The sequence below is a fragment of the Streptomyces sp. NPDC051738 genome (genome assembly GCF_044453205.1).
Lineage (GTDB): Bacteria > Actinomycetota > Actinomycetes > Streptomycetales > Streptomycetaceae > Streptomyces.
Genome location: NZ_JBITCM010000001.1, coordinates 955,793 through 974,989 on the forward strand (window position 1 = coordinate 955,793; position 19,197 = coordinate 974,989).

21 protein-coding genes are annotated in these 19,197 nt (G+C 69.8%); 15 read left to right on the top strand and 6 right to left on the bottom strand.

Annotated elements, in window-relative coordinates:
* Positions 1 to 26: 26 nt before the first annotated feature.
* The 3 genes from rutA to ACIA8X_RS04315 are packed head-to-tail and all read left to right on the top strand — an operon-like array spanning position 27 to position 2,265.
* On the top strand, positions 27 to 1,094 hold the full coding sequence (gene rutA, locus ACIA8X_RS04305) for a pyrimidine utilization protein A (protein WP_399457728.1): 1,068 nt from the start codon (positions 27 to 29) through the stop codon (positions 1,092 to 1,094).
* Positions 1,091 to 1,753: an isochorismatase family protein gene (locus ACIA8X_RS04310; protein WP_399457729.1), complete on the top strand. Its 663-nt coding sequence runs from the start codon at positions 1,091 to 1,093 to the stop codon at positions 1,751 to 1,753. The genes rutA and ACIA8X_RS04310 overlap by 4 nt, the downstream gene beginning before the upstream one ends.
* Entirely contained in the window at positions 1,750 to 2,265 is a 516-nt protein-coding gene (locus ACIA8X_RS04315; protein ID WP_393455966.1) for an NAD(P)H-dependent oxidoreductase, read from the top strand. The genes ACIA8X_RS04310 and ACIA8X_RS04315 overlap by 4 nt, the downstream gene beginning before the upstream one ends.
* On the opposite strand, the gene ACIA8X_RS04320 is transcribed toward ACIA8X_RS04315, so the two are convergent.
* The gene (locus ACIA8X_RS04320) at positions 2,169 to 2,753 is read right to left on the bottom strand and encodes a GtrA family protein (RefSeq protein ID WP_399457730.1); all 585 of its coding nucleotides are present in this window, start codon (positions 2,751 to 2,753) and stop codon (positions 2,169 to 2,171) included. The two genes, ACIA8X_RS04315 and ACIA8X_RS04320, sit on opposite strands and share 97 nt — an antisense overlap.
* Before the next feature lie 247 nt (positions 2,754 to 3,000).
* Positions 3,001 to 3,834, bottom strand: a complete 834-nt coding sequence (locus tag ACIA8X_RS04325) for an NAD(P)H-binding protein (protein WP_393456338.1) — start codon at positions 3,832 to 3,834, stop codon at positions 3,001 to 3,003.
* 109 nt (positions 3,835 to 3,943) lie between these two features.
* Between ACIA8X_RS04325 and ACIA8X_RS04330 the strand changes: the two genes are divergently transcribed.
* Positions 3,944 to 4,357, top strand: coding sequence for a winged helix-turn-helix transcriptional regulator (locus tag ACIA8X_RS04330; RefSeq protein WP_393455972.1), 414 nt, complete (start codon positions 3,944 to 3,946; stop codon positions 4,355 to 4,357).
* Between the two features lie 12 nt (positions 4,358 to 4,369).
* Here the strand turns inward: ACIA8X_RS04330 and ACIA8X_RS04335 are convergent, their stop codons facing one another.
* Entirely contained in the window at positions 4,370 to 4,852 is a 483-nt protein-coding gene (locus ACIA8X_RS04335) for a MarR family transcriptional regulator (RefSeq protein WP_399457731.1), read from the bottom strand.
* 116 nt (positions 4,853 to 4,968) lie between these two features.
* On the opposite strand from ACIA8X_RS04335, the gene ACIA8X_RS04340 reads away from it, so the two are divergent.
* From ACIA8X_RS04340 to ACIA8X_RS04350, 3 genes are read left to right on the top strand one after another with little or no spacing between them, the layout of a single operon-like run.
* Entirely contained in the window at positions 4,969 to 5,370 is a 402-nt protein-coding gene (locus ACIA8X_RS04340) for an HGxxPAAW family protein (protein ID WP_399457732.1), read from the top strand.
* 39 nt (positions 5,371 to 5,409) lie between these two features.
* Positions 5,410 to 6,282 (top strand): DUF2797 domain-containing protein, encoded by an 873-nt coding sequence (locus ACIA8X_RS04345; RefSeq protein WP_393455981.1) that lies wholly within the window; start codon positions 5,410 to 5,412, stop codon positions 6,280 to 6,282.
* 27 nt (positions 6,283 to 6,309) lie between these two features.
* Positions 6,310 to 6,486: a hypothetical protein gene (locus ACIA8X_RS04350; RefSeq protein WP_393455984.1), complete on the top strand. Its 177-nt coding sequence runs from the start codon at positions 6,310 to 6,312 to the stop codon at positions 6,484 to 6,486.
* A 3-nt stretch (positions 6,487 to 6,489) separates the two neighbouring features.
* Here ACIA8X_RS04350 and ACIA8X_RS04355 read toward each other — a convergent pair whose 3' ends face one another.
* A complete protein-coding gene (locus ACIA8X_RS04355) occupies positions 6,490 to 6,984 on the bottom strand; it encodes a hypothetical protein (protein ID WP_399457733.1) in 495 nt (164 codons plus the stop codon).
* A gap of 676 nt (positions 6,985 to 7,660) precedes the next feature.
* On the opposite strand from ACIA8X_RS04355, the gene ACIA8X_RS04360 reads away from it, so the two are divergent.
* From ACIA8X_RS04360 to ACIA8X_RS04395, 8 genes are all read left to right on the top strand, one after another.
* Positions 7,661 to 7,912, top strand: a complete 252-nt coding sequence (locus tag ACIA8X_RS04360; RefSeq protein ID WP_393455990.1) for a type II toxin-antitoxin system RelE/ParE family toxin — start codon at positions 7,661 to 7,663, stop codon at positions 7,910 to 7,912.
* A 122-nt stretch (positions 7,913 to 8,034) separates the two neighbouring features.
* Entirely contained in the window at positions 8,035 to 8,643 is a 609-nt protein-coding gene (locus ACIA8X_RS04365) for a hypothetical protein (RefSeq protein ID WP_393455993.1), read from the top strand.
* A 162-nt stretch (positions 8,644 to 8,805) separates the two neighbouring features.
* Entirely contained in the window at positions 8,806 to 9,546 is a 741-nt protein-coding gene (locus ACIA8X_RS04370; RefSeq protein WP_093911972.1) for a response regulator transcription factor, read from the top strand.
* Positions 9,543 to 11,189, top strand: a complete 1,647-nt coding sequence (locus ACIA8X_RS04375; RefSeq protein WP_393455997.1) for an ATP-binding protein — start codon at positions 9,543 to 9,545, stop codon at positions 11,187 to 11,189. Before ACIA8X_RS04370 ends, ACIA8X_RS04375 begins: the two co-directional genes overlap by 4 nt.
* Before the next feature lie 14 nt (positions 11,190 to 11,203).
* Positions 11,204 to 12,763, top strand: coding sequence for a glycosyltransferase (locus ACIA8X_RS04380; RefSeq protein WP_393456000.1), 1,560 nt, complete (start codon positions 11,204 to 11,206; stop codon positions 12,761 to 12,763).
* On the top strand, positions 12,760 to 15,027 hold the full coding sequence (locus tag ACIA8X_RS04385; RefSeq protein ID WP_399457734.1) for an ArnT family glycosyltransferase: 2,268 nt from the start codon (positions 12,760 to 12,762) through the stop codon (positions 15,025 to 15,027). The genes ACIA8X_RS04380 and ACIA8X_RS04385 overlap by 4 nt, the downstream gene beginning before the upstream one ends.
* Before the next feature lie 110 nt (positions 15,028 to 15,137).
* A complete protein-coding gene (locus ACIA8X_RS04390; RefSeq protein WP_393456006.1) occupies positions 15,138 to 16,658 on the top strand; it encodes an MFS transporter in 1,521 nt (506 codons plus the stop codon).
* 153 nt (positions 16,659 to 16,811) lie between these two features.
* Entirely contained in the window at positions 16,812 to 17,576 is a 765-nt protein-coding gene (locus ACIA8X_RS04395; RefSeq protein WP_393456009.1) for a TetR/AcrR family transcriptional regulator, read from the top strand.
* Positions 17,577 to 17,671: 95 nt separating this feature from the next.
* Here the strand turns inward: ACIA8X_RS04395 and ACIA8X_RS04400 are convergent, their stop codons facing one another.
* Together ACIA8X_RS04400 and ACIA8X_RS04405 are read right to left on the bottom strand one after the other, a co-directional pair.
* Positions 17,672 to 18,145, bottom strand: a complete 474-nt coding sequence (locus ACIA8X_RS04400; RefSeq protein ID WP_393456012.1) for a PPOX class F420-dependent oxidoreductase — start codon at positions 18,143 to 18,145, stop codon at positions 17,672 to 17,674.
* Positions 18,146 to 18,322: 177 nt separating this feature from the next.
* Entirely contained in the window at positions 18,323 to 19,147 is an 825-nt protein-coding gene (locus ACIA8X_RS04405; protein ID WP_399457735.1) for a YceI family protein, read from the bottom strand.
* Between the last annotated feature and the right edge of the window lie 50 nt (positions 19,148 to 19,197).

Genomic DNA, 19,197 nt, shown 5'->3' on the forward strand with positions numbered 1-19,197 from the left:
TACCCCCCGACCCGCTGAGGAGCGGCATGGACATCGGCGTATTCATCCCCATCGGCAACAACGGCTGGCTCATATCGAAGAGTTCACCGCAGTACATGCCCACCTTCGAGCTGAACAAGGCCATCGTGCAGAAGGCCGAGGAGCACGGTCTCGACTTCGCGCTGTCGATGATCAAACTCAAGGGGTTCGGCGGCGATACCGAGTTCTGGGACCACTGCCTGGAGTCGTTCACGCTGATGGCGGGCCTGGCCGCGGTCACGGACCGCATCAAGCTGTACGCCTCCACGCCGATCCTCGTCCTGCCCCCGGCCATCGTCGCCCGTATGGCCACGACGGTCGACTCGATCGCCCCGGGCCGCTTCGGCATCAACATCGTCACCGGCTGGGCGCCCGGCGAGTACTCCCAGATGGGCCTGTGGCCCGGCGACGAGCACTTCGGCAACCGCTACGACCGGGCCGTCGAGTACGTCACCGTGATGAAGGAGCTGTGGCGCGAGGGCGTCAGCGACTTCAAGGGCGAGTTCTACGAGATGGACGACTGCGTGCTGTCGCCGCGCCCGGCGAACGGCCACATCGACATCGTCGCCGCGGGCCAGAGCAACACCGGCATGCGGTTCGCCGCCGAGCACGCCGACTACAACTTCATCCTGGGCAGCGGCGTCAACACCCCGCTCGCCTTCGCCGACACCACGGCGACGCTGGTGGACGCGGCGCGCGAGACCGGCCGGGACGTCGGGGCGCTCTCCCTGTTCATGGTCATCGCCGACGAGACGGATGAAGCCGCCCAGGCCAAGTGGCGCGACTACCACGACAACGCCGACCACGCGGCCCTCGCGTACATGGCGGGCGAGTCGGCGTCCGACACCACCGCCGACGACTCCTCCACGGCCCGCACGATCGTGCTGCCCGAGGGCGCGGTGAACTTCAACATGGGCACGCTCGTGGGGTCGTACGAGAGCGTGGCGCGGATGCTCGACGAGGTCGCCGAGGTCAACGGCACCAAGGGGGTCATGCTGGTCTTCGACGACTTCCTGGCGGGCATCGAGAACTTCGGCACGCGGATCCAGCCGCTGATGAAGTGCCGGCGGGCATGAGCGGGTTACCTGGGAGTGCTGGGCGTCCTGGGCGTGAGGAGGACTACGAGCGCGCCGGTCTCGGCGGGCGGCTCGCCCCCGGCAGTTCCCCGGCCCTCCTGCTGGTGGATCCCGCCCGCGCCTACGTGGACCCCGACTGCCCCCTCTACGCAGGGGTCGAACCGGCCGTGGACGCGATGAAGGTGTTGCTGGCGGGCGCACGGCGAGCGCGGATTCCCGTGGTCGTCACGCGCGTGCGGTTCCGGCCCGACGGCCGCGACGGCGGCGTCTTCTTCCGCAAGGTGCCCACCCTTCGGGTGTTCGCCGAGGGCAGTGCGTACGGCGACTTCATCGAGGGACTGGCTCCGGCGGCGGATGAGTTGACGGTGACGAAGCAGTACCCGAGCGCCTTCTTCGGTACCTCGCTGGCGGCCTACCTCACCGCCGACGGGATCGACACGGTCCTCATCGGCGGGCTCTCCACCAGCGGTTGCGTGCGTGCCACCGCACTGGACGCCATGCAGCACGGGTTCGTCCCGGTCGTCGTGGAGGAGGCGGTCGGGGACCGGGACCCGGACGTCCACGCGGCGAACCTCTTCGACATCCGGCACAAGATCGGGGAGGTGTGGCCGATGGAGCGGGTCATGGGCTATCTCGCGGGGGCGGAGGAGCGGCTTTGAGAACAGCGGTGGTCGCGGGAAACCCGAAACCCGCCTCGCGCACCCTCGACGCGGCGACGAGACTCGCGGCGGAACTCGCCGGACAGCCCCCGGACACCGTCCTCGACGTGATCACGCTGGGCCCGGGTCTGCTCGGCTGGGGCGACGAGCGGGTGTCCGACGCCGTACGGTCCGTCGCGGCGGCGGACCTGGTGGTCGTGGCCAGCCCCACCTTCAAGGCGACGTACTCCGGCGTGCTCAAGCTGTTCCTGGACCAGTTCGCGACCGGTGAAGGCCTGCGGGGCGTGGTCGCGGTGCCGCTCATGCTGGGTGCCGGACCGGCCCACGCCCTCGCCCCCGATCTGCTGCTCAAGCCGGTGCTGGTGGAGCTGGGCGCGATCACTCCGGCGCCCGGGCTGTATCTGAGGGACAGCGGCTATGCGACGGACGGGAGCATCGGGGAGTACGCGGGGCGCTGGGGACCGGTGCTGAGGGCGCTGGCGGCTCTGCCGGACCGGGCGCCGCGGGACTGAAGCGGGACCGGGGCCGGGGCCGCGTCCTTCTGCCGCTCGGCGAACACGAACAGCCGCAGGACCAGGAAGCGGCCGATGCCGGCCAGCCCGGAGGCGGTGAGGTAGACGGCCTGCTCGCGGAGCAGCGTGGGGGACGGCTGGACCGCGTGGAGTATGAGCATCGCGGCCGTCGTCACGAGGTACGCCGCGGTGGCCGACCCCGCCGACTGCAGGTGCCGGCGCAGCCCCGCGCGGCGTCCGGTGCCGAAGGTGAACAGGGCGTGCAGCTCGGTGCACAGGACGGTGGAGGCGACGGTGATCAGGGCGTTCGCGAGCGCCCAGGGCATCGCCGTGGCCAGCAGCGGCACGACGGCCCCGGCGAGCAGCCCGACACCGCCGCCGCACACCACGAACCGGACGAAGGAGGCGAGGGTGCCCGGCTTCGACGGCGCAGACGTCGTCGGCCCTGGCGTCGAGGGCGTCGGCTTCGACAGGCGCTGCGACTCCATGGCGGCTTCCTTCCGGGCGGACCTGAATCTCTGACGGATTCAGCTCATCCCGGCACGGCTTCAGCGGTGCCTCAGTCGGGCTTCAGCCGGGATCAACCGAGGTCAACGATTCCGTTGTCCGCGCGTGGAAACGATGGAGTGATCTGCCGGATCGATGGTGGTGCAGGCTCCACCATGGCTCCCGCATCCCGCCCTACTTGAACACCCCCGCACCGCCCTCCCCACTTGAACTCCCCCACACTGCGCCCTACTTGAAGGCCCCCACACTGCGCCCCGCCCACTCCGCGAACGACCGCGCCGGCCGCCCGAGGACCCGCTCCACATCCGGGCTCACCCGTCGCAACGCGGCCGGCGGAGCCCCCAGCATGCCGAGCGTGCTCTCGACGACCGGCTCGGGCATGAAGGCCAGCATCCGCTCCCGGGCCTCGGCGCGGGTCAGCTCGACGAACCGCACCGCCTCACCGAGCACCTCCTCGATCGCGGCCGTCTGCTGCCGGGGCGAGACGGTCGCCGGGCCGGTCAGCTCGTAGACCTCGCCGTCGTGCCCCGGCTCGCGCAGCGCGACAGCGGCGACCTCCGCGATGTCGGCCGGGTCGACGGTCGGCAGGGCGACGTCACCGAAGGGCGCGGCCACCTCTCGGCGCGTGCGGATCAGGTCGGCCCACTGGAGGGCGTTGGAGTGGAAGGCGCCCGGGCGCAGCATCGTCCACTGCAGCCCCGACGCCTTGACGGCGTCCTCCAGGACCGGGGGGTGGTCCCCGGTGCCGACCCCTTGGGACGACAGCAGCACCACACGCCGGATGCCCGAGTCCCGTACGACATCCAGGACGGCACCGAGGTCGCCGCCGGCCGCCATGAAGTCGCCGGACGTCAGCAGGAACAGGGCCTCGGCCCCGTCGAGGGCGGGTGCCAGGCGCCCGGGTTCGGCCAGGTCGGCCTGGTGGTGGCGGGCCCCCGTTCCGGCCGGTACATCCTGCGCGGAGATCCGGCGGGACACCGCCGTCACCTGCTCGCCCGCGTCCACGAGGGCCCGTACAAGTGGCCGTCCCACATTGCCCGTTGCTCCGGTCACCACGATCATCATCGGTCTCCGTTCCGAGTGCGGATCACGTCTCTCATCTCGTACGGCGACGCTACTGTTGTGGGGGTAGTAGGTACCTAGAGGAAAGTATTGGCGGACGGAGGCGGTTGTGACCGAGGACACAGGAATTCGGGTCCGGGCCCCGCGCGCGGGCGCCGACCCGGCGAGCGCCTGCCCCATCGCCCCCGTCGTCGACATCGTCTTCAGCCGCTGGACCACCCCGATCCTGTGGGCGCTCCACGAGTACGGCCGTCAGCGCTTCGTCGAATTGGAGCGCCGTATCGCCACGATCACGCCGAAGGTACTGACGCAGCGGCTACGGCAGTTGGAGCGGGACGGGCTGGTCGTGCGCACGTACCACCCCGAGGTCCCGCCGCGTGTCGAGTACGAGATCAGCGAACTGGGGCGCAGCCTCTCGCCGTTGTTCGCCGCGCTGTCGGAGTGGTCGGTCAATCTGGGCGAGGTCGAGCGGGCGCGGGTTGCGTACGACGCGCGGGAGGAGCGGCAGGGCCGGTTTCGCTGACCGGACCGCCCGTCACCCCTTGTCCTGCTCGCGGAGTTCGTCGACGTAGGCCTGCGCGAGTCCCGTCGTACGGGTGAACCAGTCCGTGAGTACGGCGATCTCGGCGGCGGTGTACGACGCGAAGAGGTCGTTCAGGTGGGCGTAGTAGGGGCCGTAGAGGGCCTCGACCCGGGTGACCGCGGCCGGTACGGCGGCCACGCGGACGCGACGCCGGTCGGTCGGGTCCGGACGGCGGGTGACGAAGCCCGCGCGCTCCAGGCGGTTGAGGATGCCGGTCATCGCGCCGGTCGTGACGTGGGCGTGCTCCGCGAGGTCGCCCGCGGTGAGCAGGTCGTCGCCGGCCTTCAGGACACAGGCGAAACAGAGCAGGTCGGTGATGTTCAGGCCCAGCCGCTGGGCCATCTCCTGCTGGCCGAGCAGGTGGGCGGCGATGAGGGAGTCCATCGCCTCCAGTGCCTGGGCCGGAGAGGCGGAGGGGCGCGGCTTGGCGTGCATCTTTCGGATTACCTTAGCTTGTGAGAGATTCAATGCCTAAACTTCTCACGTCGTGAGGGAATTCGGTCCCTTCGACGCGGGTGAGTTCCGCTGCCCTGGGAGAGGGAGGCAGGCACGTGAGCCAGTATGACGAGGGGCACACGATCGCGGGATGGACCGGAACGGGGATCGCGACCGTCGGTGCCACGGTGCTGGGGGTGGGGGTATGCGCGGTTTCGGGCGTACTGATGGCGGGTGGGATCGGGATCCTGGCGGCGGGCGTCCTCGTCACCTGGGCCCTGCACCTCACCGGGTGGGGCAAGCCTCCGGGTGTCCGGCCGCGGGGGCAGTGGCGGATGGGGGCGCGTGACCTGACCGCGCGGGACGGGCATGCGGGCTGCTGGGGGTGCCGGCTGGCGGGGCGTGGGCGGGGTGCGGCGGTGGCCGGGGCGGCGGTAGCGGCGGCGGGGGCGTCGGAGGGGGTTCCCGTGGCCAGGGAGCCCGAGCCCGCCGCCGAGGCCGGTCGCGCCGGTCTCTGAACGGGCGTTGTCAGTGGCAGCCCCTACGCTCGAAGAGCGATGGCACAGGCATGGAGATGCAAGGGGCTGCGTTGGTCGGCGGACGGCCCCGAGCTGGCGTGGGACGGTGGTCGGCGCTCGGCGCTGACCTGGGGGAAACGGGTGGCCTTCGGGGTCGCTGAAGGGGGCGTGCGGACATGCGTGGGAGCGCGGGGGCATGCATGTCCGGTGCGGGCGGTCGTGCCGGGGCGGAGTACGGGGGCGCGGTGCGAGGAGTGTGCGCGGCTGGACCGGGCGCACTCGGTGGCCGCGGACACGATCGCGGACGACCCGCGGCCGTACCACGTATATCTGGCGTGGTTCGGCCCCGGGATGACCAAGGTCGGCATCACCGCCCTTGAGCGCGGCTCGGCACGGCTGTTGGAGCAGGGGGCGGTCTGCTTCAGCTGGCTGGGCGTCGGCCCGCTGATGGCGGCGCGGCGCACGGAGGAGCTGTTGCGCGCGGCGTTGCGGGTGCCGGATCGGATCCCGTACGCCGACAAGCGGGCGGTACGGTCCGCGCTGCCGGCGTCGGCGGCGGAGCGGGCGACCGAGGTGGAGGACCTGCACGCCCGGGCCGTGGCCCTCCCCGGCTGGCCGGAGTCGCTCGACCGCGAGCCCTGCCAACCCGTCGATCACGCCGGGGTGTTCGGGCTCGCGGACCTGTCGGCGGCGGTCGGGCAGGTGGCCGAGCTGGTCGCGGGCGGGGTGGTGAGCGGGCGGTTGGTGGCGGCTGCGGGGCCGGATCTGCATGTGGAGACGGGCCGTGGGGTCGTTGTCGTCGATACGCGGCTGCTGCGGGGGTGGGAGCTGATTCCTGCCGCTGACGCGGAACTGTCCCTTCCCTTGAGGGAGTTCAGATCGCAGGCGAGTGTGCAGGAGGGCTTGTTCTGACCGGCCTCCTCGCCGGGCACCGGTCAGATGCCCCAGCTCAGCCAAGGCGTCTGGTCGCTGGTCAAACGCGATATCGGCAACCTCGCCGCAGTCCACCTTGGCGAGGTCACCCGCGCGGTCAAGCATCGGCTCAAGCAGATCCAGTACCGGCCGCACGTGATCGACGGCTGCTTCGTCGGCACCAGTTTGGCTCTCGGACCCTGATCGTCAGAACGTGCCGAAGAAGCGATGCCACCAACTGGGCCGCTGGACGTGCCAGGGCAGCCGGCTCGGCCCGTCGTAGTTGCGCTCCAGTAACTCTTCGGGAACGACCGCATACCCGAGGTCGATCAACGCTCGATTGACCTTCGCGAGATCGGCGGCATCCAGCTCGCCCTCAGCCTGGGCGTCCTCAGTACCGAAAAAGGCTCCGGGGTTGTCAGCACAGACCAGGGCAAGGGACCCGAACTTGCTTACGCACACTACGATCCGCGTCCCACGCACGCTTGTTTCCGCGGGCACGACGACACGTCCGTATTCGCTGGAGTCCTGGGCGTCCTGCTCAGTCGCGCAGCGAGCTGCGAAGTCGCCCTCCAGCCGTGCCACCAGGTCGCCGAACAGCACAGCGGTCACGCTGCGGTTGTAGTGTCGCGGCCACTCCAGCCACTCCGGATCATCGAGCTCCCGCAGCAAGGCCAGCAGATCCGCTTCGCTCTCCGTCACTCGCACATCTTGACGCGAGAGCCGCACCTGGATCCACACGTGGTGCCACATGCGGTGCGGCCAGGCTCGCCCGCCTGACCTATCGCCCCCGACAACGCCCATTCAAATTCAGTACCTACGTCGACAATCCGCAATCCTTGATTGACCCACTCGGCCTTTCACCCTGCCCGAGAGAGGGCTATTGGAAACCACCCTGACTACCAAAGATCCGAGCTGGAAGGAGGGCAGTATTTTGAGGTGCCTCTGGACTGCTGGAAATGCTCTGATTCCCGGGAAGTGAGCGTCATGACTGAGCAGAATCTGGTGAGCGACCTAACTGAATGGCTTCTGGTGCGTGGCTTTTCGGTCTCGGAAGAGCATCAGGCCGAGGGGTTTGAAGACATCTGGCTTCGTTTTATCGGGGAGGGGTGTGAGGTGCATCTGATCCGAGAAAGGGGGGACTGGAGGTGGGGGTAACGCTTACCGAACCATCTGAGTCTTTTGAGTCGGAGGTCGCCTTTGTTCGGGATGGACTGCATGAAGTCCTTGAGGCAGTCCAATCAGACGACAACATCGGAGATCGCCTTGTTCAAATAAATTGGGCGATCGTCAAAGACAGGCTCGGGCTGGATCCGGACATGCCGCGGCCTGGGCAGCCGGGAATCGGAAAATCGTTCTGACGGCGGAGCGGGAACGGGTGCACGAAGAGGGCGACGGGAACCTCAAACGACTCCGGGCCCGTGACGGCGAAGCAGTGAAACCCCTCGTCAAGGCGATCAACGCCCTGGCAAACAACCCTGAACCCGCGGCGAGCAGCAAACTCGGTACCACCAGCCTGAGGCGGCTGGGTGTCGGTGTGTACAGAGCCACCTACGACATCGACGGCAACAGCGTGGCCATCAGATCCTCGTGGTGGGTAGTACGGCCGCCTGACAGGGCGCGGCTGTAGGGATCTGGTGCTTGAAAGGTAAAGGAACTCGCCCGGCGTTGCCTACTGATCAGTCGTGTCTTAGGCATGACGATCAAGAGCGTTCGCAAGGAACGCATATGTGAGAGGAAGCCCTCCGTCTCATGCGGCCCCCCACCAAGTTCCTCACCACGTCCGTCGCCGCCGCGGCAGGCCTCGCCCTCGTGCTGTCGGCAGCCGGCGCCGCGAGCGCTCTACCGCTCGGCGGTCACGCGGCCCCGCCGTTCGGTGGGTTCGCGCATCGCACCGTCACCACCGCCACCGGCGACACCTTCGACCTGAAGCTGGCCGCCGGCCCGACCGTCCTGCCCGCCTCGGAGCGCAGCACAGTGCAGGTCAAGGGCGCCGGATACAACCGCGCCCAGGGCATCTTCCTCGCGTTCTGCGTGATCCCCGAGGGGGTGCGGGTCGGCGACCCGTCGACGTACACCACCCTCCCCGGCCCCTGTCTCCCCGGTGCCGAGACCAAGGACGGATCCTCGCGCCGTATCACCGGCACCGGCACGGGCACCCCCGGAATCACGATCCCGTACGAGGACGGCGGCAGGTTCCGTACGACGTTGGAGAACATCCGGCCCGAGATCGAGGACGGCGCTGTCTGTGATGTGAACGTGCGCTGTGCGATCGTCACCCGCGCCGACTTCACGGCCACCGGCGTGCGGCTGTACGACCAGTACATACCGGTCCACTTCGTCCCCAACTCCCAGGGCTGACCTGCGAGTTCACGGCGAGGGGCCCTCGGTGTCCGCTGCCGGTGCGGAGGGGCCCCTCGTGTCGATCACCCAAGCGCCCGCTGAGAGTCTCCTGTGCGTTTCTTAGGAAAATCACAGCTTTCGGAAAGCGTGTTCTTAGAGGGCACCGACATGGTGTTCACCATGACCACGACCTCGCCCCAGGGGCGCACCGAACTGCTGAGGCCGGACGGGAGCCCCGTCCGAGTGCTTGTGGTGGACGACGAGCTGTCGATCACCGAACTGCTGTCCATGGCCCTTCGCTATGAAGGCTGGCAGATCCGCAGCGCGGGAGACGGCCAGGGTGCCGTCCAGACCGCGCGTGAGTTCCGGCCCGACGCCGTCGTCCTGGACATGATGCTGCCGGACATGGACGGGCTGACCGTCCTCGGGCGGCTGCGTCGGGACCTGCCGGACGTGCCGGTGCTGTTCCTGACCGCCAAGGACGCCGTCGAGGACCGTATCGCCGGGCTCACGGCCGGTGGCGACGACTACGTCACCAAGCCGTTCAGCCTGGAGGAGGTCGTCGCCCGGCTGCGCGGACTCATCCGGCGTTCCGGCGCGGCGGACCGGCGCTCGGACTCCGTGCTCGTCGTCGGCGACCTGACGCTGGACGAGGACAGCCACGAGGTCTCGCGGGCCGGGGAGGGCATCCACCTCACCGCCACCGAGTTCGAGCTGCTGCGCTTCCTCATGCGCAACCCGCGGCGCGTGCTCAGCAAGGCCCAGATACTCGACCGGGTCTGGTCGTACGACTTCGGTGGGCAGGCCAATGTCGTCGAGCTCTATATCTCCTACCTGCGCCGGAAGATCGACGCCGGCCGTGAGCCGATGATCCACACCCGGCGTGGCGCCGGCTACCTGATCAAGCCCGCGGCGTCATGAGCGGACGACGACGACCGCGTGCGCAGAAGCGGCAGTGGCGGGCGGGGCAGCCGCGCACCCTGCGGACGCGGCTCGTCGTCGCGTCCGTGGTGCTGATCGCCGTGGTGTGTGCGGTGATCGGTGCGGTCACGACCATCGCGCTGCGGACCCATCTGTACGGCCAGCTGGACACCCAGCTCACCGAGGCCGTCGGCCGGGCCACCGGTTTCGGCAAGCCTCCCGGCGACGGCCCCGGCAAGGACGACCCCAACAACAACGGTGCGGACGACAAGGGCGCCAAGACCCTCGACCTCGGCGAGTTCGTCAAACGCGCGGGCCCGCAGTCGGCCGGCACGGTCATCGCCCTGGTCCAGAACGGCACCATCACCGAGGCCAAGGTCGGCAAGAAGCTGAGCGACAGCACCACGGCCGACGACTTCGGGATGGATGACGAGGACCTCACCGACGCGCAGGTGGAGGCGCTCAACGAGGTCGCCCAGGACAACAAGAAGCACACGGTCGACCTGGGCAGTCTCGGCCAGTACCGCGTGGAGTACCAGACCAACGTCGATGGCACCCGCAGCTACTACGTCGCCGTTCCCACCACGAGTGTCGACAACACCCTCAACACCCTGATGCTCATCGAGGCCAGCGTCACCGCCGCCGCGCTCGTGGCCGCCGGTATCGCCGGCACGGTGATCGTCGGCGTAGCCACCCGCCCCCTCCGCCGCGTCGCCGCCACGGCAACCCGCGTCTCCGAACTCCCCCTCCACACCGGCGAGGTCAACCTCAGCGAACGCGTCCCCGAGTCGGAGACCGACCCGCACACCGAGGTGGGCCAGGTCGGTGCCGCGCTCAACCGCATGCTGAACCACGTCCACGGCGCCCTGCACTCCCGCCAGCAGAGCGAGATGCGGGTACGCCAGTTCGTGGCCGACGCCAGTCATGAGCTGCGCACCCCCCTCGCCTCCATCCGCGGGTACGCCGAGCTGACCAGACGCGGCAGGGAAGAGGTCGGCCCCGACACCCGGCACGCGCTCGGCCGTATCGAGTCCGAGGCCGGGCGCATGACCCTGCTCGTCGAGGATCTCCTCCTGCTCGCCCGACTCGACGCCGGGCGGCCCCTGCAGTTCGAGCAGACCGATCTCATCCCGCTCGTCGTCGACACCATCAGCGACGCCCGCGCGGCCGGCATGGACCACAACTGGCGCCTCGACCTGCCCGACGAGCCCGCGCTCGTGTCCGGAGACGCGGCCCGGCTCCAGCAGGTGCTCATCAACCTGCTCGGCAACGCACGCAAGCACACCCCACCGGGTACGACCGTCACCGCCCGTGTTCAGCGGCGCGGGCCCTGGATGTGCGTGGACGTCGAGGACAACGGCCAGGGCATCCCGCCCGAGCTGCTCCCGCACGTCTTCGAACGGTTCGCCCGCGGCGACTCCGCGCGCTCGCGTGCCACCGGCTCGACCGGCCTGGGACTGGCGATCGTGCAGGCCGTGGCGACCGCGCACGGCGGTGCCGTGACCGTCGACAGCGTGCCCGGACGCACCGTTTTCACCGTGCACCTGCCGGCGCTCCCCGCGCCGCCGCGCCCCGAAATGAGCTGGCAACAGCACTCACAGGCACAGCACAGCGTCACCACATCGGTGGAACAGGGCGCCTGACGAAAGTCGGTGTCATGCGAACCGACTCTTCTCCCGGCACCCTGCCGGCGCGGGAGCACCTCCCGGCCGGCGACGCCGGTACGCCTGTCCTGGACGTAGTGATCCCCGTCTACAACGAGGAGAAGGACCTCCAGCCGTGTGTGCTGAGACTGCATGATCACCTCAAGCGCACATTCCCGTACGCGTTCCGCATCACCATCGCGGACAACGCGTCGACGGACACCACCCCCCAGGTGTCCCAGCGGCTGGAGGCGGAGCTCCCGGAGGTCAGGGCCTTCCGGCTGGAGCAGAAGGGGCGCGGCCGGGCCCTGCGGACCGTCTGGTCCGCCTCGGACGCCCCGATCCTCGCCTACATGGACGTGGACCTGTCCACCGACCTCAACGCCCTGCTGCCGCTGGTGGCGCCGCTGATCTCGGGCCACTCCGACCTGGCGATCGGCTCCCGCCTCGCCCGTAGTTCCCGTGTGGTGCGCGGCCCCAAGCGGGAGTTCATCAGCCGCGCCTACAACCTCATCCTGCGCGGCTCGCTCCAGGCCCGCTTCTCGGACGCCCAGTGCGGGTTCAAGGCGATCCGCCGGGACGTCGCCCAGGTGCTGCTGCCGCTGGTGGAGGACACCGGCTGGTTCTTCGACACCGAGATGCTGGTGCTCGCCGAGCGCGCGGGCCTTCGTATCCACGAGGTCCCGGTCGACTGGGTCGACGACCCCAACTCCACGGTCCACATCGTGAAGACGGCGACCGAGGACCTCAAGGGCGTCTGGCGGGTCGGCAAGGCCCTGGCGTCCGGCTCGCTCCCGCTGGACCGGATCACCCGCCCCTTCGGCGACGACCCGCGCGACCGCGAGATCAAGGACGTACCCAAGGGTCTGGCCCGCCAGCTCGTCGGCTTCTGCGTGGTCGGCGGCCTGTCCACCCTGTTCTATCTGCTGCTGTACAGCGGCTTCCGCGTCTTCACCGGCTCTCAGGTCGCCAACGCGCTCGCCCTCCTGGTCTCCGCGATCGCCAACACGGCGGCCAACCGGCGCCTCACCTTCGGAGTGCGCGGCCGGGGCGGCGCCGTACGGCACCAGGCGCAGGGCCTGGTCGTCTTCGGTATCGGCCTCGCCCTGACCAGCGGCTCGCTCGCCGCCCTGAACGCGGCCAGCAGCGACCCCTCCCACTCCACCGAACTCGCGGTCCTGATCGCCGCCAACCTCGCGGCGACGGTCCTGCGCTTCCTGCTCTTCCGGGCGTGGGTGTTCCCCGACCGACGCGACGGCGACTCGACGGTGGTCGCCTCGCACCACCCGGAACACGCCCTGGCCCACCACACCTCCTCGCGGACCTACTCCACGGTCTCCGCCGCGCAGCCCGCCCACCGCGGCCCGCTCCCGCAGCGGCCGGTGGCGCAGGGCGCGCCCCAGTACACGTACGACACCGCACAGTTCGACGCCGCACAGTTCCGCGCCGGTGAAGCCGCGGACGGCACCAGGGGGGTGCCCCCGCTCGAGCGAAGTCGAGAGTGGGGGAGGGACGCCACCGTGCAACTGCAGCCGGTGCGCCCGCACGACACCGACCCGAGGGACTCCCGATGAGCGTCCACTACGACCAGCAGACCTACGGCGACAGAGATACGAGCCCCACCGCGGGCCCGGCGTCCTGGGACCCACCCTCGACACCTTCGCCGGCCACACCGGCCCCCGACTCCGGTGAGCCCAAGCAGCCCTTCGTGCGACGGCTGTGGCGCGGCCGCCCCGAGGACCCGCGCTGGGCCCGCCCGGCCTTCCTCGGCCTCCTCCTCGCCACCTTCGCCCTCTACCTCTACAACCTGAGCGCCTCCGGCTACGCCAACTCCTTCTACTCGGCGGCCGTCCAGGCCGGCAGCGAGTCCTGGAAGGCGTTCTTCTTCGGCTCGCTCGACGCGGCCAACGCCATCACCGTCGACAAGCCCCCGGCCTCCCTGTGGCCGATGGCCCTGTCGGTGCGGCTCTTCGGCCTCCACTCGTGGGCGATCCTGCTCCCCGAGGTCCTCATGGGCGTCGGCACGGTGGCCGTGGTCTACGCGGCCGTCCGCCGCCGGTTCAGCCCCGGGGCCGGCCTGATCGCGGGCGCGGTGCTCGCGCTCACCCCCGTCGCGGCGCTGATGTTCCGGTTCAACAACCCGGACGCGATGCTGGCCCTGCTGATGGCCGTGGCCTGCTACTTCGTCATCCGCGGTCTGGAGGACGGCCGTACCAAGTGGCTGGTGTGGGCGGGTGTCGCGATCGGCTTCGCGTTCCTCGCCAAGACCCTCCAGGCCTTCCTGATCCTGCCGCCGCTCGCGATCGTGTACGCGGTCTGCGCGCCGGTGTCGGTGAAGAAGCGCATCGGTCAGCTGGCCGCGGGCCTCGTCGCGATCGTCGTCTCCGGCGGCTGGTGGGTCGCGGTCGTCGAACTGTGGCCCGCCTCCTCCCGCCCCTACATCGGCGGCTCGCAGAACAACTCCTTCCTGGAGCTGACCTTCGGCTACAACGGCCTCGGCCGGCTCAACGGCGAGGAGACCGGCAGCGTCGGCGTCGGCGGTGGCGGCGGCAACGGCGGTGGCGCCTGGGGCGAGACCGGTTGGGACCGCCTCTTCAGCTCCAGCATCGGCGGCCAGATCTCCTGGCTGATCCCGGCCGCGCTGATCCTGCTGGTCGCGGCCCTGGTGGCGACGCGCAAGGCACGGCGTACGTCGGTGACGCGCGGTTCGTTCCTCGTCTGGGGCGGCGCGCTGATCACGACCATGCTGGTCTTCAGCTACATGCAGGGCATCTTCCACGAGTACTACACGGTGGCCCTCGCCCCCTACATCGCCCCGCTGATCGGCATGGGCGCGGCGCTGCTCTGGGAGAAGCGCGACAAGGCCTGGGCGTCGCTGAGCCTCGCGGCCGCGATGACGGCCACCGCGGTCTGGGGCTACGTCCTGCTCAACCGCTCCTCCGACTACCTGCCCTGGCTGAAGTGGCTGGTCCTGGTCGGCGGTCTGGCCTCCGCGCTGGGCCTGATCTTCGCGAGCAAGCTCGGACGTCAACTGACCATGGGCGTCGTCGGGTTGGGCCTCGCCGCAGCACTGGCCGGCCCGACCGCGTACACCCTCACCACGGTGAACGAGGGCCACACCGGCTCGATCGTGACGGCGGGTCCGGCGGTCTCGGGTGGCCGTGGCGGCCCCGGCGGTGGCGGCGGCATGGGCGGCGGTCCTGGCGGGGGCGGCATGCCCGGCCAGAATCAGCAGGGGCAGCAGGGCCAGGGCCAGAACAACCAGCAGGGCGGCCAGAACCAGCAGAACGGCAACGGCTTCCCCGGCGGCGGCATGCCCGGCCAGAACAACCAGCAGGGCCAGCAGGGCCAGCAGAACGGCAACGGCAACACCCAGGGCCAGAACCAGGGCCAGGGCCAGAACCAGCAGGGCGGCCCCGGCGGCCAGACCGGCGACGGCGGTGGCATGGGCGGCGGTGGCGGCATGGGCGGTCTGCTCAACGGCGCCAGCGTCAGCGACGAGGCCAAGGCACTGCTGGAGAAGAACGCGGATGACTACACCTGGGCCGCCGCGGCCATCGGCGCCCAGAACGCCGCCAGCTACCAGCTCTCCACCGGCGACCCGGTGATGGCGATCGGCGGCTTCAACGGCACCGACCCGTCCCCGACGCTGGCCGAGTTCAAGCAGTACGTGGCGGACGGCAAGATCCACTACTTCATCTCCAGTGGCTCCGGCGGCGGCATGGGCAGCAGCAGCGGCACGTCCTCGCAGATCACCACCTGGGTGGAGGCAAACTTCAAGAAGGTCACGGTCGGTTCGTCGACCTTCTACGACCTGACGCAGGAGGCGAGCAGCTGACGTAGCCGGGCTGACGTAGCCGGAAGAAGAGGGCGGTGGCCGAGCGTGGCCACCGCCCTCTCCCGTATCTCTGTTGTACGCCGTATAGGGAGTGTTCTACGGTGTACAGCATGACGACGTCGTCCCCCCAAGAACAGGCCCCGGCCCAGCCGCAGCCGGAGTCGCAGCCCCAGTCGCCGGGCGGCCACCCCCAACGCTGGCTGATCCTCGGTGTCATCTGCCTCGCCCAGCTCACCGTGCTGCTCGACAACACGATCCTGAACGTGGCGATCCCCTCGCTCACCAGCGAACTGGGCGCCGCCACGTCGGACATCCAGTGGATGATCAACGCGTACTCGCTGGTGCAGTCCGGCTTGCTGCTGACCGCGGGGAGCGCCGCCGACCGCTACGGCCGTAAGAAGATGCTGGCCACGGGCCTCGTCCTGTTCGGCGTCGGCTCGCTGGTGGCGGGACTCGCGAACAGCTCCGGCCAGCTGATCGCCGCCCGGGCCGGCATGGGCATCGGCGGCGCACTGCTGATGACCACCACACTCGCCGTCGCGATGCAGATCTTCACGCTGGAGGAGCAGCCGAAGGCGATCGGCATCTGGGCGGCAGTCAACTCACTGGGCTTCGCGACCGGACCGCTCCTCGGCGGCTTCATGCTGGACCACTTCTGGTGGGGCGCGATCTTCCTGATCAACCTGCCGGTCGCGGCGTTCGCCCTGGTGGCGGTCGTCATCCTGGTCCCGGAATCGAAGAACCCGCAGGGAGACCGCCCCGACCTCCTCGGCGCCGTACTGTCCACGATCGGTATGTCCTCCCTGGTCTTCGCGATCATCTCCGGACCCGAGCACGGCTGGACGTCCGGCAGGGTGCTGACGTCGGCGACCGTCGCGGTCGTGGTGCTGGCCGGCTTCGCGTACTGGGAGAGCCGGATCCCCTACCCCATGCTCGACATGCACTTCTTCCGGAACCGCCGCTTCACGGGAGCGGTGGCCGGCGCGGTGCTGATCACCTTCGGCATGGGCGGATCGCTCTTCCTGCTCACCCAGCACATGCAGTTCGTACTCGGATACGGCCCTCTGGAGGCGGGTATGCGCACGGCGCCGCTCGCCTTGATGATCGTGGCCCTGAACTTCACCGGAGTGGCGGCGAAGTGGTCGGGCAAGCTCGGGACCCCCTTCTCCATAGGGCTGGGCATGACGGCGATGGCCGCCGGCCTCGTCTCGATCGCGACGCTCACCGAGCACGGGTATCCGGGCACGCTGCTGGGTCTGGTGCTCATCGGCGCGGGCGCGGCGATCGCCAGCCCGGCGATGGCACACGCGATCATGAGCGCGATTCCGCCGGAGAAGGCGGGGGTCGGCGCCGGCATCAACGGCACGGTGGCGGAGTTCGGGCAGGGCCTGGGCGTCGCGGTGCTCGGGGCCGTACTCAACTCCCGCTTCGCCGCGTTGATTCCGGTCGCCGCGGTGTCCCTGCCGGGGGCGTTGGCCGAGGCGGGGTCGGATGCGGAGCGGGTGCGGATCACGGAGGCGTTTGCCTCCGGCCTGGAGACGAGTCAGTTGGTGGGGGCGGTGGCTGTGCTGGCCGGCGGGTTGGTCGCGGCGGCGTTGCTTCGGCGGGCTGAGCGGGCAGAGTCCGCCTAGGAGCTCGGTGTGTGCGGTTGTGGGGCGACCGCGGGATCGTTGTGGCTGGTCGCGCCCGCGCGGCGGAGCCGCATATCGATGCAGCCCCGCGCCCCTTTCAGGGGCGTTGCCGCCTAGCATCTTGATCAATAACGGTGTCGAGGAAGGTGCGCCATGGCTAGGGCAGCCCGGCAGTCCGCTCGGACCAGCGTCTGGCTGGAGGGCAAGGAGCGCCGAGGGGGACGCGGCGGGGGACAGCCCTCCGGTCTGGATCGTGACCGCATCACCGCGGTCACCGTCCGGCTGCTGGACGCCGACGGGCTGGCCAAGTTCTCCATGCGGCGGCTGGCGGCCGAGCTGAACGTGACGGCGATGTCCGTCTACTGGTACGTCGACACCAAGGACGACCTCCTCGAACTCGCCCTCGACGCCGCCTTCGGCGAACTGACCCTGCCCGACCCGGAGTCCGACGAGGACTGGCACGACCAGCTGCGCGAGCTGGCCCGCGGATACCGCGGCCTGCTGGTCCGCCACCCGTGGCTGTCCCCGCTGATCGGCACCTACGTCAACATCGGCCCGAACAGCCTCGCCTTCTCCCGCCTCGTCCAGCGGATCATCCGCAAGACCGGCCTGCCCGCACACGGCCTCGTGGCCGCCATCTCCGCCGTCTTCCAGTTCGTGTACGGCTTCGGCACGAACGAGGGCCATTTCATCGCCCGCAGCGCAGCCTTCGGCATGACTCCCGACGACTACTTCCACCACGCCATGAGCACGGTGACACAGTCCCCGGAAGCCGCCGACCTCGTCCAGGGGTCCGCGGAACTGATGGAGGCGCGGGGCGGCGACACGGTGGAGGAGATGTGGGAGAGGGACTTCGAGTTCGCCTTGGACCTCTTGGTGGCGGGCATCGAGGCGATGGTGGCGCGAAGCGCCACCTAAGGGGCGCGGGGCTGTATTCAATTTGCGGCTCCGCCGCGTGGGCGCGACCAGCCCCAACGAACCCGCAGACGCCCCACAACCGTATGCCCGAGCTCTTAGGCGCCACCCTCAACAAGCCGCGCAGGGAACCCCCCGGTGGCCACCGGCCCCCACTTCTCCGGCGTGATCCGAATGATCGACTTGCCCTGCTTCACCATCGCCGCCCGGTACTCGTCCCAGTCCGGATGCTCCCCGGCGATGTTCCGGTAGTACTCGACCAGCGGCTCCACTGACTCCGGCGAGTCGATGACCTCCGCGGTCCCCTCGACCTGCACCCAGGGCCCGTTCCAGTCGTCGCTGATGACCAGCACACTCACCCGGGGATCCCGCCGCGCGTTCCGCGTCTTGGCCCGCTCGGGATACGTGGAGACCACGATCCGCCCCGAATCATCGACCCCACAGGTCAACGGCGAGGCCTGCGGACCGCCGTCGGCCCGCCGGGTCAACAGGATGGCGCGATGACGGGGCCGTACGAAGTCGAGCAACTCTTCGAGCGAGACGCGGGTGTTGGTCGCGATGTTCGGTGACATGGGCTCAGCCTAGGGTCTGACCGGCCCGCTCAGCGTGACCCTGTCGTTGGCACGCATACGTCCGGCCCGCACTCCGAAGAGTTACAGGTGCCTCCCGAGGCGGAATCCCTGGCCGCCGCGCCCGCATCCGCCGCCACGACGACTTGGACGCGTGGTCACGGGCAGCGCCGCACGCCCTCACGCGGCCGGCAGCGACTCCCCCTGCACAGCCTGGATGTCCAACTCCACCTTCAACGTCGTACCGATCGCTGCGATCCCCGCCTGCACCACCTGGTTGTAGTTCATCGCGAAGTCGTCCCGATGCAGCTCCGCCGTCGCCCGGAACGCCGCCCGAGTCCCGCCCCACGGGTCCGCCCCCGTGCCGAGGTAGGCCAGGTTCAGGTCCACGGGGCGTACGACACCGTGCATGGCGAGTTCGCCGTGGACCGTCCAGCGGTCGGAGCCGGTGGCAGCCGTGGCGCTCGTCGAGCGGTAGGTGATCTCGGGGTGGTTCGCCACGTCCAGGAAGTCCGGGGACTTCAGGTGGCCGTCCCGCATGGCGTTGCCCGTGTCGATCGAGTCGGCCCGGATCGCCGCCTCCACGCGGGACTTGGTGACATCGTCCGGCGCGATCTCGATGGCGCCGGCGAAGGCCGTGAAACGCCCCCGCACGCTGGAGATGCCCAGGTGCTGGGCGACTGCGGCGACGGACGAGTGCGCGGGGTCGATGGTCCACGGGCCGGGCGGCGGCAGTTCCGTGCCGCCCTGGCGGGCCAGCGTCACCGTGCCGACCTCGGCCCGGCCGCTCGCCGTCACGATCGCGGTCGCGGCGGCGGGGGCGTATCCGACGGCGGTGACGATGACGGTGTACGCCCCCGGTGGGAGGGGGTTCGCGTCCCGTACGGCTCCCTCCGCGTCCGCCTCCACCCGCAGCACCTGCGCTCCGGTCATGTCCGTCACCGTGACGACCGCGTGCGACACGGCCCATCCGTCCCGGGTACGGATCCTCGCGGTCAGTCCCATCTCACGTACTCCTCACAAGCTCAAAAGAAACCGGCCCGTGGCGGGCGGCA